Here is a 14,564-nt window from a genome sequence, read left to right as displayed (position 1 = left end):
GCTTGACACGGGGTGGAGTGCCTTCTTCGTCTATGGGCTGTGTCTGCTCAGCAACAGGGGTGTTCGGCGGTACGTCTGCTGGGCATGGCTGGACCGGGTGTCGAGTCTACGCCCGTCAGTCCGTCGCGCCGTGGGCGACGAGCAGGTCGGCCAGCGCGTCGTTGCCCGTCGCCTGACCGGCGTCGCCGCTCCGGTGGCGGGCGGCGGCGACCCGGCTGATGTCGAGGGCGCTGGCCCCGTCGTTCGTGGTGGCGTTGATGTCGGCGCCGGCGCCTAGCAGCACCGACACGATCTCCGGCGCGTCGCCCCCCGGACCGGCCGCCACGGCGGCGTGCAGCGGCGCGCGTCCGGTCTCGGGGTCGCGGCGGTCGACGTCGGCGCCGGCCTCGAGGAGCATCCGGACCACGTCCAGGTGGCCGCTCCTCGCCGCGGCGTGCAGGGCGCCGCCGTCGACGTCGGCGCCCCGCTCCAGCAGGAGCTTGGCCGTCGACGTGGCGCCCCCGAACGCAGCCCAGGACAGCAGGTCGGCACCGGAGACGCGGTCGTCGGGGCCCGTGCCGTCGTCGAGCTGGCTGGTCAGCCGGTCGACGTCGTCGAGGTAGGCGGCGCTCGGCGCGTCGATCCCCGCACCGAGCTCCAGCATCAGCGGCACCAGCTCGGGGGCGAACCGGAGCGCGACGTGCAGCGGCGTGCGGCCGTGCTCGGTGCGCGCGCCGACGTCGGCCCCTGCATCGACGAGCACCCGGACGATGTCGGCCTGATGCTCGTCGACGGCGATGTGCAGCGGTGTCCAGCCGCCCTGGCCGCCCCGCTCGACGGTGCGGCTCAGCAGTGCCGGTGTCGCCTCGACGGCGGTGCGGACGGCCTCGACGTCACCGTCGGCGATCAGCCTGCCCAGGCGTTGGACGGTCATGCGAGTGGTCACGCCAACCTCCCGTGTCTTTGGCGCGGCCCCGTCCAGGCACCTCCCCGAGCGCGCGAGGGGTGGGGAGGACGGGGTCCTTCGTCAGACGATGTCGCGGCGCACAGCCAGGAACGTGCCCAGCACCGCGGCGACCAGACCGTAACCGAGGAGCAGCAGGCCCCCTTGCCAGGCACCCAGCAGCTCCGGCCCCTGGAAGGTCGCGGTCATCGCCTCCAGGCCACCACCGGGCATCCACTTGTAGGCCCCGGAGGTCGCCGGGATCGAGCGGATGACCTGCTCGATGACGAACAGGTACACCAGGGCTCCCACGATGGCGCCGACCTGGTTGCGCAGCAGCGCGCCGATGCCGACGCCGATGATCGCGTAGATGGCCAGCGAGAGACCGGAGGTCAGCATCACCTCGAGGTTGTCGCCGTTGAGCTCGGGCGCCGCGCCACGGGCTCCGGCGTACACCGTCACGACCAGCAGGTTGACCGCCACGACGACGACCGCGAAGGGCACCGCGGCCAGCGCGTAGGCGATGACCTTGGCGACGACGACGTGACCGCGCCGGGGCGCGGTGAGGAACGTCGGGGTCGCCGTCCGGTGCCGGTACTCCTGCGTCATCCCGATGACGCCGAGGATCAGCGTCAGCACGGTCGCGTTGGTCGACTGAGCGAGGGCCAGCTGCTCGAACAGCGGGGTGCCCACGGCGGGGATCCCGCTCTCCGGGTTGCCGGCGAACCCGGTCAGGAGGGCCGCGAAGCCGCCCACCATCGCGCAGGCGCCGAGCAGCATGGCGATCCAGACGCGGGTGGTGAACAGCTTGGTCCACTCGGCGCGCACGAGGCGGATCATCGGGCGGTCTCCTGGGTGGGGGAGCCGGGCGACGGAGCGGCGAACTGCTCCTGCCCGGCGGTGAGCTTGAAGTAGATCTCCTCGAGATCGCTGGACTCCGCACGCAGCTCGTGCAGCTCGATCCCGGCGGCGAAGGCCCGGCTGCCGACCTCGGCCGGCGTCCGGCCGGTCACCGTGAGGGCGTCGCCGTCCTCGCTGCGGATCTGCGTGCCGTCCTCGCGCAGCGCGGCGGCCAGTCGCGCCGCCTCGGGGCTGCGGACCAGCACCGTGCCGGCGCCGTCGGCCCCCGAGCGCAGCTCGGCCATGGTGCCCTCGCGGACCAGCCGCCCGGCGCCGACGATGACGACGCGGTCGACGGTCTGCTCGACCTCGGACAGCAGGTGGCTGGAGACCAGCACGGTGCGGCCCTCGTCGTGGGCCAGGTGACGGATGAAGCCACGCAGCCACTGGATGCCCTCGGGGTCCAGGCCGTTGGCCGGTTCGTCGAGGACGAGCACCGAGGGGTCGCCGAGCAGCGCCGTCGCCAGGGCGAGTCGCTGCCGCATGCCGAGGGAGTAGCCACCCGCGCGACGCCGGCCGGCCTCGCCGAGCCCGACCTGGACGAGCACCTCGTCGGCCCGCGCGAGCGGCAGACCGGCCGCCCGGCAGTAGACGCGGAGGTGGTTGCGGCCGGAGCGCGCGGGGTGGAAGGCGGTCTCGAGGACGGCGCCGACGGTGCGGATCGGGGCGGGCAGCGCCCGGTAGGGGGCGCCGTTGAAGCTCGCCGTCCCCGCGTCGGGGTGGATGAGCCCGAGGAGCGCGCGCAGCGTGGTCGTCTTCCCGGCGCCGTTGGGGCCGAGGAACCCGGTGACCGAACCCGGCTCCACGCTGAAGCTCAGGTCCGTGACCGCGTGCACCTGGCCGAAGGACTTGGTGAGGCCGCTGACGTCGACCCGGACGGGTTCGACCGCCGCGGTGCTGCCGGTGCGAATGGCGAACTCCTGACCTCGGAGGCGGGACGCGTCCATCCAAGCGCACGGGCGCTGCGTCGCGGGGCCGCCGGGCCGCGGCGCTGATCATCTCGGGGTGACCGTTGACACACGGTCACATAGAGTCCGGGCCGTGAGCGAGAACGCCTATCGGACGGTCGTGGTCGGCACGGACGGGTCGGAGTCGTCCCTGCGGGCCGTCGCCCGCGCGGGCGCGCTGGCCGGCGCCTGCGGAGCCACGCTGGTCATCGCCTGTGCGTACCTGCCCGCCGAGGCAGACGACCGGGAGATGGCGCAGGCCCAGGACGCCCTCCGCGACGACGCGTACCAGGTCGTCGGCTCGCACCCGGCGGAGGACACGGTCCGCACCGCGCACGAGCGGGCGAGCAAGGCCGGGGCCAAGGACGTGAAGACCCTCGCCGTGCAGGGCTCGCCGGTGGAGACGCTGCTGGACGTCGTCCGCCGCGAGAACGCCGATCTGCTGGTCGTCGGAAACCGCGGGCTGGCCGGGATCAAGGGCCGGCTCCTCGGCTCGGTGCCGGCCGACGCGACCCGCCGCTCGACGTGCGACGTCCTCGTCGTGCACACCACGGGCTGAGGCGCCGGCGAACCCCGTGAACGAACCCGGGGACGACGTCCTGGGCCCCGCCGCCCGCGAGGCGCTCGAGCGCCTGCTGCTCGACGGTCCGCGCCGGTACACGCGCCTGCAGATCGCCGAGATGGCCGGGATGCCCCCGGAGCGGACGCAGCGGTTGTGGCGGGCGCTGGGCTTCCCCGACGTGCCCGACGACGACCCGGCGTTCACCGACGCCGACGTCGCCGCCCTCGAGGTGCTCTCGGCGATGATCGACTCGGGCTTCGTCGGGCCCGACACCGAAGCGTCGATCGCCCGGGCGATGGGGCAATCGCTGTCCCGCCTGGCCGACTGGCAGACCGACATGCTCGCCGACGCACTGATCCGGGCGGCCGGTGACGAGGCGACCCCCGAGGCGACGGTCGACGCGGCGATCGACGCGGCGAAGGCACTGCTGCCGCAGCTGCGGAAGGTGCAGGACTACGTCTGGCGGCGGCACCTGGCGGCCAACGCCGACCGGCTGCTCGCCGCGGCGAGCGCCCCCGGTGACCGCCGGGAACTCGCCGTCGGCTTCGCCGACCTGGTCGGGTACACCTCGCGCAGCCGCGGGATGGGCGGCCGCGAGCTCGGCGCGATGGTGGAGGACTTCGAGAGCACCGCGGCCGAGGTGATCGCGCGGCACTCGGGCCGGGTGGTCAAGACCGTCGGCGACGGTGTCCTCTTCACGGCCGGGACCGCGGTCGCCGCCGTGGAGATCGGCCTGGAGATGCCCGCCGTCTGGGACGCCGAGGACCGCCCGCCGCTGCGGGTCGGCGCCGCCTACGGGCCGGTGCTGACGCGGCTCGGCGACGTCTACTCGCCGGTGGTCAACCTGGCCAGCCGGCTCACCTCGATCGCGCGGCCGGGCACGGTGCTCGTCGACCGCGAGCTCGCCCAGTTCCTGCGCGGGCTCCCGGCCTACCGCGTGCGGCCGCTGCGCCGGGTCTCGGTGCGCGGCTACGACCACCTGCAGCCGTGGCTGGTCCAGCGCCGTCCCACCGACGACTCGGCCATCGAGGGCTGGCTCGACGAGATGGCCGACGACGTCCTCGGGCAGCCCGACGAGCAGCGGCCGGACGACGAGCACTGACCCACCAGGCGAAACCCGCTGGACGGGGCTTGGGATCCTCTCCGGGTGAGTGCCACCCTCGTCGCCCGCGGGCTCGCTGCCGGCCACGGCGCCCGCGTCCTGTTCTCCGGCCTCGACCTCGTCGTCGCCCCCGGTGACGTCGTCGGGCTGGTCGGGGTGAACGGCGCCGGGAAGTCCACGCTGCTGCGCACGCTGGCCGGTGAGGTCCCCGCCGAGGAGGGGACCATCGCGGTCAGCCCGCCGTCGGCCACCCTCGGCTACCTGCCGCAGGAGCACGAGCGCCGGGCCGGGGAGACGGTCCTGTCGGCCCTGGCACGGCGGACCGGGGTCGCGGATGCCCAGGCGGCGCTCGACCGGGCCACGGAGGAGCTCGCCGATGGCCGGCCCGGGGCCGACGACGCGTACGGCGACGCCCTCGAGCGCTGGCTGGCGCTCGGCGGGGCCGACCTGGAGGAGCGGGCGGCCGAGGTGGTGTCCGAGGTGGCGCCGGGCGTGCACCTGGACGCGCTCACGACCGGGCTCTCCGGCGGGCAGGCCGCCCGCGTGGGCCTCGCCTCGCTGCTGCTCTCCCGCTACGACGTGCTGCTCCTCGACGAGCCCACCAACGACCTCGATCTCGCCGGGCTCGACCAGCTGGAGCGGTTCGTCGCGGGCGCGCGGGCGGGCATCGTCGTCGTCAGCCACGACCGGGAGTTCCTCGCGCGCACCGTCACCCGCGTCGTCGAGCTCGACCTCGCCCAGCAGCTGGTCCGGGTGCACGACGGCGGGTACGAGGCGTACCTGGTCGAGCGCGAGGTGGCCCGCCGCCACGCGCGCGAGGAGTACGAGGAGTACGCCGACACGAAGTCGGGCCTCGAGGCGCGGGCGCGGATGCAGCGCAACTGGATGGCGAAGGGCGTCCGCGACGCGGTCAAGAAGTCCAAGGACCCCGACAAGCACATCAAGGCGCACAACCGGGCGTCGGCGGAGAAGCAGGCGGCGAAGGCCAAGCAGACCGAGCGACTGATCGAGCGCATGGAGGTGGTCGAGGAGCCGCGCAAGGAGTGGGAGCTGCGGATGGAGATCGCCTCGGCCCCCCGCGCCGGCGCCGTGGTGGCCACGCTGCGCGGCGCCGTCGTCGAGCGGGGGTCCTTCCGGCTGGGCCCGGTCGACCTCCAGGTCGACTGGGGTGACCGGGTCGCCATCACCGGTGCCAACGGGTCCGGCAAGTCCACGTTGCTCGCCGCCCTGCTGGGCCGGGCCGAGCTGACCGAGGGGTCGGCGTCGCTCGGACCCTCGGTGCGCATCGGGGAGATCGACCAGGCCCGCGGCCGGTTCCTGGGCGAGGAGCAGCTGCTCGACGCGTTCTCGACGGAGGTGCCGGAGTGGCCGACGGCCGAGGTGCGCACCCTGCTGGCCAAGTTCGGGCTGACCGCCGACCACGTGCTCCGGCCGGCGGCGACCCTCTCACCGGGGGAGCGGACCCGCGCCGCCCTGGCACTCCTGCAGGCCCGCGGCATCAACGTGCTCGTCCTCGACGAGCCGACCAACCACCTCGACCTCCCGGCCATCGAGCAGCTGGAGGACGCACTGGCCGCCTACTCGGGCACGCTTCTGCTGGTCACCCACGACCGCCGGATGCTCGAGGCCGTCGCGACCAACCGGCACCTCGAGGTGTCCGAGGGGCGCGTCAGCGAGCGCTGAGCTCCCGCGTTACGTTGCGGCGATGAGCGACCGGACGATCCTCGACATGTTCCGCCTCGACGGGAAGGTCGCCATCGTGACCGGGGCGTCCTCGGGGCTCGGCGCGGTGTTCGCCCGGACCCTCGCCGAGGCCGGTGCGGACGTCGTCCTCGGGGCCCGGCGGGCCGAGCGACTGGTCGTCACGCAGAAGGCGGTGGAGGCGACCGGCCGGCGCGCGATCGCGGTGCCCACCGACGTCTCCCGCCCCGAGGACTGCCAGGCCTTGGTCGATGCCGCGATGGCCGAGTTCGGCAAGGCCGACGTCCTCGTGAACAACGCCGGCGTCGGCACCGCCTACCCGGCGACCCGGGAGACCCCGGAGCAGTTCCGGCAGGTCATCGACGTGAACCTCAACGGCTGCTACTGGATGGCGCAGGCCTGCGGGCGGGTCATGCAGCCCGGCAGCTCGATCGTGAACATCTCGAGCATCCTGGGCCTGACGACGGCCGGGCTGCCGCAGGCGGCGTACGCGGCCAGCAAGGCCGGGCTGATCGGCCTGACCCGTGATCTGGCGCAGCAGTGGACCGGTCGCCGGGGGATCCGCGTGAACGCCCTGGCGCCCGGGTTCTTCGAGTCGGAGATGACCGACAGCTACCAGCCCGGCTACCTGGACTCGCAGATGCCCCGGGTGCTGATGGGCCGTGCCGGCCACCCCGAGGAGCTCGCCGCCGCGCTCATCTTCCTGGTCAGCGACGCCGGCGGTTACGTGACCGGGACGACGCTGCCCGTCGAGGGCGGGTTCCTGACCAGCTGAGCGGTGCAGGGGAGCACCCGCTCGGCGTCGGGATCGGGCACCGGCAGCTCCGCTCCGCCGCTGCGCAGCATCGGCCGCGGTCGCCGGGGCTGGCGGATGCCGTCGCCGCCGCCGCGGTGCGGGTAGACCAGCACGCGGTCCGGCGCGCCGTCGAGCGCCGCGCGCAGCAGCGGGCAGTCACGGAAGGCGTCGCGGGCCTGCTCGTCGTCGAAGGTGAACTCGAGGACGACGCCCCAGCGGTGCTCGTGGTCGTCCCAGAAGCGCGCACCACCGGTGACCGCCGCCTCGACGAGCCGGTCCCGCCAGGCGTCGGCCCACAGGACGGCGGCGACGGCGCCGTCGAAGACCTCGACCGTGATCCAGTGCACAGTGGCCTGGACGCTACGCCGGTCCACGCCCAGGCGGAACGGGAAGAAGTGGGTGCCCCCGGCAGGATTCGAACCTGCGCCCCTGCCTCCGGAGGGCAGTGCTCTATCCCCTGAGCTACGGGGGCCATCCCGGTCGTGCGACAGCCACGCTATCAGCCCGTGATCACCCTCCCCACGGCGGCTGTCAGGGGGCGGGGAGCGGGGTGCCGCCGCGTGCGGCGAGCATGTCGGTCATCGTGCCGGTCTCCGCCGTCTGCGTCTCGGCGATGGTGCGGGCAAGCCGCCGGACCGCCGCCAGCGCGGCGTGCTCGTCCGCGTACTGGGCCATCTCGAGCCCGCCCTGGTGGTGGCGGATCATGAGCCGCAGGAACTGCACGTCGAACTCCGCGCCGGACAGGCCGCGCAGGTCGGTGAGCTCGTCCTCGGTGGCCATGCCCGGCATCAGGCCGTCCATGACCATCGAGCCGTGCCCGTCGGCCATCCACGCCATCCGCTCGCCACCGGTGGGCGGGACGCCCCACAACGACAACCAGCCCTGCATCCGCCCGGTCTGGTTGGTCTGCGTCGAGGAGATGTCGAACGCCAGCTGGCGGACCTCCGCGTCCTCGCTGCGCTCCAGGGCGAGGTTGGCCATCTCCACGCCCTGGAGGTGGTGGATCGCCATGTCCCGCGAGAAGCCGGCGTCGACGGAGTCCGCGGTGGGGGTCGCCGGCCCGCCGTCCTGCCCGATCCCGAGGGCGACGGCGAGGCCGCCGCCGAGCAGGAGCAGTCCGAGCCCGATCACCGCCAGCAGCGCGGTGCGCAGCCCGCCCGGACGGGCCGGCGGGACCGGGGTGGCGGGCGCCTCGGTCACGGCTCCGTGGTCTCCGTCGCGCCGGGCGTCGTCGTCGTCGGCATGTCGCTCTGACCGACCGGCGCGCTGTCCTCGCCGGCGAGGATGGGGGAGGCGAGGAAGTCGGGGTTCTCGCAGCTGGCACCGACCTCGGGGTGGAAGTCGGAGTTGCGGGTCATCAGGTCGGCGAACTGCGCGAGGCGCTCGTCGTCGGCGCTGTCGACCTTCAGCTGGTGGTTCCAGGACTGGACGCTGATGGGGGAGTCGAGCCCCGCGTAGGGGGACAGCATCCGCCCGGAGACGCCGTCGACGAGGTCGGCGAGCTTCTCCACATCGCCGTCGGAGAGCGCGTCGGGGTCGTAGGTGACCCAGACCGCGCCGTGCTCGAGGCTGTGCACCGCGTTCTCGTGCCGGATGTCGACGTCGTAGACGGTGCCGGTGCAGTCGGCCCAGAAGGCGTCGTGCGCCCCGCCGACCGGCGGGGACTCGGTGTACTCGACGGGCGTGGTGACGTGCTCCTGGCCCGCGGCGTACTCGTAGGCCTGCAGGCCGGAGATGTCGTCGGGCGACTCGACCTTGTTGGCGTTGGCCTCGTTGACCTTGACGACGGCGTAGGTGATGACGGCCGCGGCGAACAGGACGACGACGAGCGCCCCCGCGATCAGGCCCCACGGCCGCTGCGGGGCGACCACGTTGGCCACCGGACGGGTGCGTCCGCCCTTCGCGCGATTCCCGGTCGCGCCGGGACGTGCGGGCGTGCGGTCCTTGGCCAAGGCCTCTCCTCGATGCTGGTTCACGATGCTGTTCTGGCTGCGGGGCCGTGTCCCTGCGGAGCACCTATCCGACCCGTGCCGGGCGCGAGTCTAGGTCGGGAAGCTGAGCGTGCCCGGGCGGTCGGGCGGCCCCGCCGGGCGCGGCGTGGGCGATCAGTACGCTCGTGCGGTGACACCGGAGCAGCTGCAGGACGTCGTTCGCACCGCCGTCGCGGCGGTCGTGGAGCGAGGCGAGCTGCCCGTCGACGTCCCGGCCGAGGTCGTCGTGGAGCGGCCGAAGAACCCCGAGCACGGCGACTACGCCACCAACGTGGCGCTCCGGCTGGCCAAGCCGGCCGGCCGGCCGCCGCGCGAGGTGGCCGAGTTGCTCGCCGCGCAGCTGCGCGCCCACGCCGGCATCGACCGGGTCGACGTCGCCGGCCCGGGCTTCCTCAACATCACCCTCGCCCAGGGCGCGCTCGGGCTGATCGCCGTGAACGCGGTGACCGACGGTCCGGCGTACGGCCGGACCGACGCGCTGGCGGGACAGAAGCTCAACCTGGAGTTCGTCTCGGCCAACCCCACGGGGCCGGTGCACATCGGCGGCACCCGCTGGGCCGCCGTCGGCGACGCCCTGGGCCGGCTGCTCGAGGCCAGCGGCGCCTCCGTGACGCGCGAGTACTACTTCAACGACGCCGGGGCGCAGATCGACCGGTTCGCCCGCAGCCTGCAGGCCGCGGCGAAGGGCGACCCGGTCCCCGAGGACGGCTACGCCGGCACGTACATCAACGACATCGCCGCCCAGGTGCTCGCGGCGCAGCCCGGCCTGCTCGAGCGGGACGACGAGGAGCAGGAGCGGGTTTTCCGCACGCGCGGCGTCGAGCTGATGTGGAACGAGATCCGCAGCTCGCTGGCCGAGTTCGGCGTGGTCTTCGACGTCTACTTCAGTGAGCGCACCCTGCACGAGTCCGGTGCCCTGGAGAAGGCGATCGCTCGTCTCCGGGAAGAGGGTCACGTCTACGAGTCCGACGGCGCGGTGTGGCTCCGCACCACCGACTTCGGTGACGACAAGGACCGGGTCCTGGTGAAGAGCGACGGCGAGGTCACCTACTTCGCCGCCGACTGTGCCTACTACCTCGACAAGCGTGAGCGTGGCTTCGACAAGGTCGTGATCATGCTCGGCGCCGACCACACCGGCTACGTCGGTCGCTACAAGGCGCTGGTCGCCGCCATGGGCCACGATCCGGACACCCACCTGGAGATCCTGATCGGCCAGCTGGTCAACCTCGTGCGCAACGGTGAGCCGGTGCGGATGAGCAAGCGGGCCGGCACGGTGGTGAACCTGGTCGACCTCGTCGAGGCGATCGGTGCCGACGCCGCCCGCTACGCCCTGGCGCGGGCGTCGATCGACCAGCAGATCGATCTCGACCTGGACCTGTGGAGCCGGAAGAGCAACGACAACCCGGTCTTCTACGTCCAGTACGCCCATGCCCGCATCTCCTCCGTGCTGCGCAACGCGGCGGATCTGGGGCTCGGCCTGGGCGAGGCGGCCGACGTCGACACCGCCCTGCTCGGCCACGAACGGGAGAGCGACCTGCTGCGCGCGATCGGCGAGTTCCCGCGGGTTCTCACCGCGGCGGCGGAGCTGCGTGCCCCGCACCGGGTGGCCCGGTACCTGGAGGAACTGGCCGGCACGTACCACCGTTTCTACGACTCGTGCCGGGTGCTCCCGCGCGGCGACGAGGAGGCGACCCCGCTGACCACCGCGCGGCTGTGGCTGTGCGCGGCGACCGCGACCGTGCTGCGCAACGGTCTCGACGTGCTCGGCGTGCACGCCCCGGAGCGGATGTGAGAGCGCACCCCGCGGGTCCCCTGCACGGGAACATCGCCCAGCCGACGGCCGCCGGCGCCCCGCCGGCCGACCTGGGCGCGCTCGACCCGCACGTCTGGCCGCGATCGGCGCAGCGCATCGACGGCGAGCTGCACCTGGGCGGGCGGCCCGTGACCGAGCTGGCCCGCGAGCACGGCACCCCGCTGTTCGTCCTGGACGAGACCGACTTCCGCGGCCGGGCCGCCGACTTCGCGACCGCCTTCGAGGACGCCGACGTGCACTACGCCTCGAAGGCGTTCCTGTGCGGGCAGGTCGCCCGGTGGATCGCCGACGACGGCCTGCACCTCGACGCCTGCAGCGGCAACGAGCTCTCCCTGGCGCTGGCCGCGGGCTTCCCGGCCGAGCGGATCGCGCTGCACGGCAACAACAAGTCGCTGGTCGAGCTGCAGCTCGCCGTCGACGCCGGGATCGGCCACGTCGTCGTCGACTCCTTCGACGAGATCGACCGGCTGGTGCCCATGGCGGCGGCGCGGGTGGAGGCCGGCGGCGCGCCGGTCCCGGTGCTGATCCGCGCCACGGTCGGGATCGAGGCACACACCCACGAGTTCATCGCGACCGCGCACGAGGACCAGAAGTTCGGCTTCTCCCTGGCCACCGGTGACGCGCTGACCGCCGCGGTCCGGGTCATCCGCGAGCCGAACCTCGAGCTGACCGGGCTGCACAGCCACATCGGCTCGCAGATCTTCGACACCGCGGGCTTCGAGGCGGCCGCGCACCGGGTGGTCGGCCTGATGGGCCAGCTGCGCCAGGCCACGGGGCACGTCCTCGCCGAGCTCAACCTGGGCGGCGGCTTCGGCATCGCCTACCTGTCGGAGGACGACCCGGTCAGCCCCGCCGACATCGCCACGCGGCTGCGTGCGGTGGTGGCCGCGGAGTGCCGCGAGCTCGACCTTCCCGTGCCCCGTCTCGCGATCGAGCCCGGCCGGGCCATCGCCGGCCCGGGCACGGTGACCCTCTACGAGATCGGCACGATCAAGCCGGTGCGCCTGGGCGCCAGCGGGGCGCCGGGCACGCCGCTGGTGCGCAACTACGTGTCGGTCGACGGCGGGATGAGCGACAACATCCGCACCGCCCTCTACGACGCGTCCTACACGTGCGTGCTGGCCAACCGGGCCTCCGATGCCCCGCCCGCGCTGTGCCGCGTCGTCGGCAAGCACTGCGAGAGCGGCGACATCCTGGTCCGCGACCTGTGGCTGCCCGCCGACGTCGTCCCCGGTGACCTGCTCGCGGTGGCCGCGACCGGCGCCTACTGCTGGTCGATGGCGAGCAACTACAACTACCTGCTCAAGCCGCCGGTGGTCGCCGTCCGTGACGGCGCGGCCACCGAGATCGTCCGCCGTCAGACACTGTCCGACGTGTTCGCCCTCGACGCCGTCCTCGCCGAGCGGCCGGCACCCTCCCCGGCGCCGTCGCAACCCGCCCCCGAGCACCCCGTGGGAGTCCGTTCGTGAAGCCTCTGAAGGTGGCGCTGCTCGGCTGCGGCACGGTGGGCAGCGCCGTGCTGCGGCTGCTCGAGGAGCAGTCCGACGACCTCGCCGCCCGCGTCGGGCGGCGCATCGAGGTGGCCGGCATCGCGGTCCGCCGTCCCGACCATCACCCCGGCGTCCCCGCCGCGCTGCTCACGACCGACGCCGAGGCCCTCGTCCGGCGCGACGACGTCGACCTGGTGGTCGAGGTCATCGGCGGGATCGAGCCGGCCCGCACCCTGCTCATGGCCGCGATCGAGTCGGGCAAGTCGGTGGTCAGCGCCAACAAGGCGCTGCTGGCCGAGGACGGCGTCGCGCTGCACGCCGCGGCCGCGAAGGCCGGCGTGGACCTGTACTACGAGGCCGCGGTCGCCGGCGCCATCCCGCTGCTGCGCCCGCTGCGCGAGTCGCTGGCCGGTGACCAGATCCGCCGCGTCGTCGGCATCGTCAACGGGACGACCAACTACATCCTCTCCCGCATGGTCGAGACCGGCGCCGGCTTCGGCGAGGCGCTGGCCGAGGCGACCGACCTCGGCTACGCCGAGGCAGACCCGACGGCCGACGTCGACGGGTTCGACGCCGCGGCGAAGGCGGCGATCCTCGCCTCGCTGGCCTTCCACACCCCGGTCACCGCCGCCGACGTGTACCGCGAAGGCATCTCGGCCGTGACCGCCACCGACGTCGCCCGGGCCGCCGAGATCGGCTGCACGGTCAAGCTCCTGGCCATCTGCGAGCGCGTCAGCGACGAGGAGGGGGACTCGGTCGCCGTGCGCGTGCACCCCGCCATGATCCCCACCTCGCACCCGCTGGCGGCGGTCGGCGGGGCGTTCAACGCCGTGTTCGTCGAGGCCGAGGCCGCCGGCGAGCTGATGTTCTACGGCCAGGGTGCCGGGGGTGAGCCGACCGCCAGCGCGGTGCTCGGCGACCTGGTCGCCGTCGCCCGCAACCGCCTGGTCGGGGCCGCGGGCCAGGGGCCGAGCGGTTACGCCGACCTGCCGATCCGCCCCATGGCCGAGACGCCCACGCAGTACCACGTCAGCCTCGACGTCGCGGACAAACCGGGCGTCCTGGCCGCCGTGGCCCAGGAGTTCGCCCACCACGACGTGAGCATCTCCACGGTGCGGCAGAACGGCCACGGCGACGCCGCGACGCTGGTGATCGTCACGCACAGCGCGCCCGACGCGGCGCTGTCGGCCACCGTGGCCGCGCTCCGGGAGATGTCCGCCGTCCGCGAGGTCACCAGCGTGCTGCGCGTCGAGGGGCTCTCATGACCGTCCGGTACGCCGTGTCGCCGGGGTGGCCCGGACTGATCGAGGCCTACCGCTCCCGGCTGCCGGTCAGCGACAGCACGCCGGTGGTGACGCTGCAGGAGGGCGCGACGCCGCTGCTGCCGGCGCCGGAGCTGTCGCGGCGCACCGGCTGCGAGGTCTACCTCAAGGTCGAGGGTGCCAACCCGACCGGGTCGTTCAAGGACCGCGGCATGACGATGGCCATCACCAAGGCCGTCGAGGAGGGCGCCCGCGCGGTCATCTGCGCCTCGACCGGGAACACCAGCGCGAGCGCTGCGGCCTACGCCGCCCGCGCCGGTCTGGTCTGCGCCGTCCTCGTCCCCCAGGGCAAGATCGCCACCGGCAAGATGGCCCAGGCCCTGGTGCACGGCGCCAAGCTGCTGCAGGTGCAGGGCAACTTCGACGACTGCCTCGCCCTGGCCAGCAAGCTCGCCATCGACTACCCGGTGAGCCTGGTCAACAGCGTCAACCAGTTCCGCATCGAGGGGCAGAAGACCGCGTCGTTCGAGATCGTCGACGTCCTCGGTGACGCCCCCGACATCCACTGCCTGCCGGTCGGCAACGCCGGCAACATCACCGCCTACTGGCAGGGCTACCGCGAGTACGCCGCCGACGGGACCGCCTCCCGTACCCCGCGCATGTGGGGCTTCCAGGCCGCCGGCGCCGCGCCGATCGTCACCGGCAAGGTCGTGGAGAACCCGAGCACGATCGCCACGGCGATCCGGATCGGCAACCCGGCGTCGTGGACCAAGGCCCTGGCCGCCCGCGACGAGTCCGGCGGCCGCATCGACGCCGTGACCGACCGCGCGATCCTCGCCGCCTACCGGCTGCTGGCCCGCAGCGAGGCCGTGTTCGTCGAGCCGGCGTCGGCGGCCTCGGTCGCGGGTCTGCTGCAGGTGGCCGCCGCCGGGGAGCTCGAGCCGGGCCAGCGGGTGGTCTGCACGGTCACCGGCAACGGGCTCAAGGACCCGGAGTGGGCGATCTCCGGCGCGCCCGCGCCGACGACGATCCCCGTGGACGCCGCCGCCGCGGCGGCCCAGCTCGGTCTATGACCTCC

The 14,564-nt window shown here is 73.6% G+C and carries 14 protein-coding genes and 1 tRNA gene; 8 read left to right on the top strand and 7 right to left on the bottom strand.

Annotation, left to right across the window (positions count from 1 at the left end; genetic code table 11):
• Positions 1–115 precede the first annotated feature (115 nt).
• The 3 genes from ABD644_RS16065 to ABD644_RS16055 all read right to left on the bottom strand — a co-directional run bounded on the left by ABD644_RS16065 (position 116) and on the right by ABD644_RS16055 (position 2,769).
• On the bottom strand, positions 116–925 hold the full coding sequence (locus ABD644_RS16065; RefSeq protein ID WP_344689964.1) for an ankyrin repeat domain-containing protein: 810 nt from the start codon (positions 923–925) through the stop codon (positions 116–118).
• Between the two features lie 81 nt (positions 926–1,006).
• Entirely contained in the window at positions 1,007–1,762 is a 756-nt protein-coding gene (locus ABD644_RS16060) for an ABC transporter permease (RefSeq protein ID WP_344689963.1), read from the bottom strand.
• Positions 1,759–2,769, bottom strand: coding sequence for an ABC transporter ATP-binding protein (locus ABD644_RS16055; protein WP_344689962.1), 1,011 nt, complete (start codon positions 2,767–2,769; stop codon positions 1,759–1,761). The genes ABD644_RS16060 and ABD644_RS16055 overlap by 4 nt, the downstream gene beginning before the upstream one ends.
• 94 nt (positions 2,770–2,863) lie before the next feature.
• On the opposite strand from ABD644_RS16055, the gene ABD644_RS16050 reads away from it, so the two are divergent.
• Genes ABD644_RS16050 through ABD644_RS16035 form a run of 4 tightly spaced genes read left to right on the top strand, consistent with a single transcriptional unit; the run spans position 2,864 to position 6,909 of the window.
• Positions 2,864–3,328 (top strand): universal stress protein, encoded by a 465-nt coding sequence (locus ABD644_RS16050; protein ID WP_344689961.1) that lies wholly within the window; start codon positions 2,864–2,866, stop codon positions 3,326–3,328.
• A gap of 16 nt (positions 3,329–3,344) precedes the next feature.
• Positions 3,345–4,433, top strand: a complete 1,089-nt coding sequence (locus tag ABD644_RS16045) for an adenylate/guanylate cyclase domain-containing protein (protein WP_344689960.1) — start codon at positions 3,345–3,347, stop codon at positions 4,431–4,433.
• A gap of 45 nt (positions 4,434–4,478) precedes the next feature.
• A complete protein-coding gene (locus ABD644_RS16040) occupies positions 4,479–6,116 on the top strand; it encodes an ABC-F family ATP-binding cassette domain-containing protein (protein ID WP_344689959.1) in 1,638 nt (545 codons plus the stop codon).
• Positions 6,117–6,138: 22 nt separating this feature from the next.
• Positions 6,139–6,909: an SDR family NAD(P)-dependent oxidoreductase gene (locus tag ABD644_RS16035; protein ID WP_344689957.1), complete on the top strand. Its 771-nt coding sequence runs from the start codon at positions 6,139–6,141 to the stop codon at positions 6,907–6,909.
• Here the strand turns inward: ABD644_RS16035 and ABD644_RS16030 are convergent.
• From ABD644_RS16030 to ABD644_RS16015, 4 genes are all read right to left on the bottom strand, one after another.
• Positions 6,858–7,277 (bottom strand): hypothetical protein, encoded by a 420-nt coding sequence (locus ABD644_RS16030; protein ID WP_344689956.1) that lies wholly within the window; start codon positions 7,275–7,277, stop codon positions 6,858–6,860. The genes ABD644_RS16035 and ABD644_RS16030 overlap by 52 nt on opposite strands.
• A gap of 53 nt (positions 7,278–7,330) precedes the next feature.
• Positions 7,331–7,402, bottom strand: a tRNA-Arg gene (locus ABD644_RS16025).
• A gap of 59 nt (positions 7,403–7,461) precedes the next feature.
• Positions 7,462–8,130 (bottom strand): DUF305 domain-containing protein, encoded by a 669-nt coding sequence (locus tag ABD644_RS16020; RefSeq protein WP_344689955.1) that lies wholly within the window; start codon positions 8,128–8,130, stop codon positions 7,462–7,464.
• Positions 8,127–8,882 carry a thioredoxin-like domain-containing protein gene (locus ABD644_RS16015; RefSeq protein WP_344689954.1) on the bottom strand — a complete coding sequence of 252 codons (756 nt, stop codon included), beginning with the start codon at positions 8,880–8,882 and terminating at the stop codon, positions 8,127–8,129. Before ABD644_RS16015 ends, ABD644_RS16020 begins: the two co-directional genes overlap by 4 nt.
• 169 nt (positions 8,883–9,051) lie before the next feature.
• On the opposite strand from ABD644_RS16015, the gene argS reads away from it, so the two are divergent.
• The 4 genes from argS to thrC are packed head-to-tail and all read left to right on the top strand — an operon-like array spanning position 9,052 to position 14,559.
• Complete coding sequence (gene argS, locus ABD644_RS16010) at positions 9,052–10,713, top strand: arginine--tRNA ligase (protein ID WP_344689953.1); 1,662 nt, start codon at positions 9,052–9,054, stop codon at positions 10,711–10,713.
• A complete protein-coding gene (lysA, locus tag ABD644_RS16005; protein WP_344689952.1) occupies positions 10,710–12,203 on the top strand; it encodes a diaminopimelate decarboxylase in 1,494 nt (497 codons plus the stop codon). Before argS ends, lysA begins: the two co-directional genes overlap by 4 nt.
• Positions 12,200–13,489, top strand: a complete 1,290-nt coding sequence (locus ABD644_RS16000) for a homoserine dehydrogenase (protein WP_344689951.1) — start codon at positions 12,200–12,202, stop codon at positions 13,487–13,489. Before lysA ends, ABD644_RS16000 begins: the two co-directional genes overlap by 4 nt.
• Complete coding sequence (gene thrC / locus ABD644_RS15995) at positions 13,486–14,559, top strand: threonine synthase (RefSeq protein ID WP_344689950.1); 1,074 nt, start codon at positions 13,486–13,488, stop codon at positions 14,557–14,559. Before ABD644_RS16000 ends, thrC begins: the two co-directional genes overlap by 4 nt.
• Positions 14,560–14,564 lie beyond the last annotated feature (5 nt).

It is taken from the genome of Blastococcus jejuensis (assembly GCF_039534705.1).
Taxonomy (GTDB): domain Bacteria; phylum Actinomycetota; class Actinomycetes; order Mycobacteriales; family Geodermatophilaceae; genus Blastococcus_B; species Blastococcus_B jejuensis.
Note: the sequence above shows the minus strand (reverse complement) of the source record. Positions and strands in the feature narration are given on the sequence as shown.

What these genes read in the sequence shown, in the direction of transcription:
- ABD644_RS16060 (WP_344689963.1), bottom strand. Translation starts at nt 1,762, where the DNA reads ATGATCCGCCTCGTGCGCGCCGAGTGGACCAAGCTGTTCACCACCCGC.
- ABD644_RS16055 (WP_344689962.1), bottom strand. Translation starts at nt 2,769, where the DNA reads ATGGACGCGTCCCGCCTCCGAGGTCAGGAGTTCGCCATTCGCACCGGC.
- ABD644_RS16035 (WP_344689957.1), top strand. Translation starts at nt 6,139, where the DNA reads ATGAGCGACCGGACGATCCTCGACATGTTCCGCCTCGACGGGAAGGTC.
- thrC (WP_344689950.1), top strand. Translation starts at nt 13,486, where the DNA reads ATGACCGTCCGGTACGCCGTGTCGCCGGGGTGGCCCGGACTGATCGAG.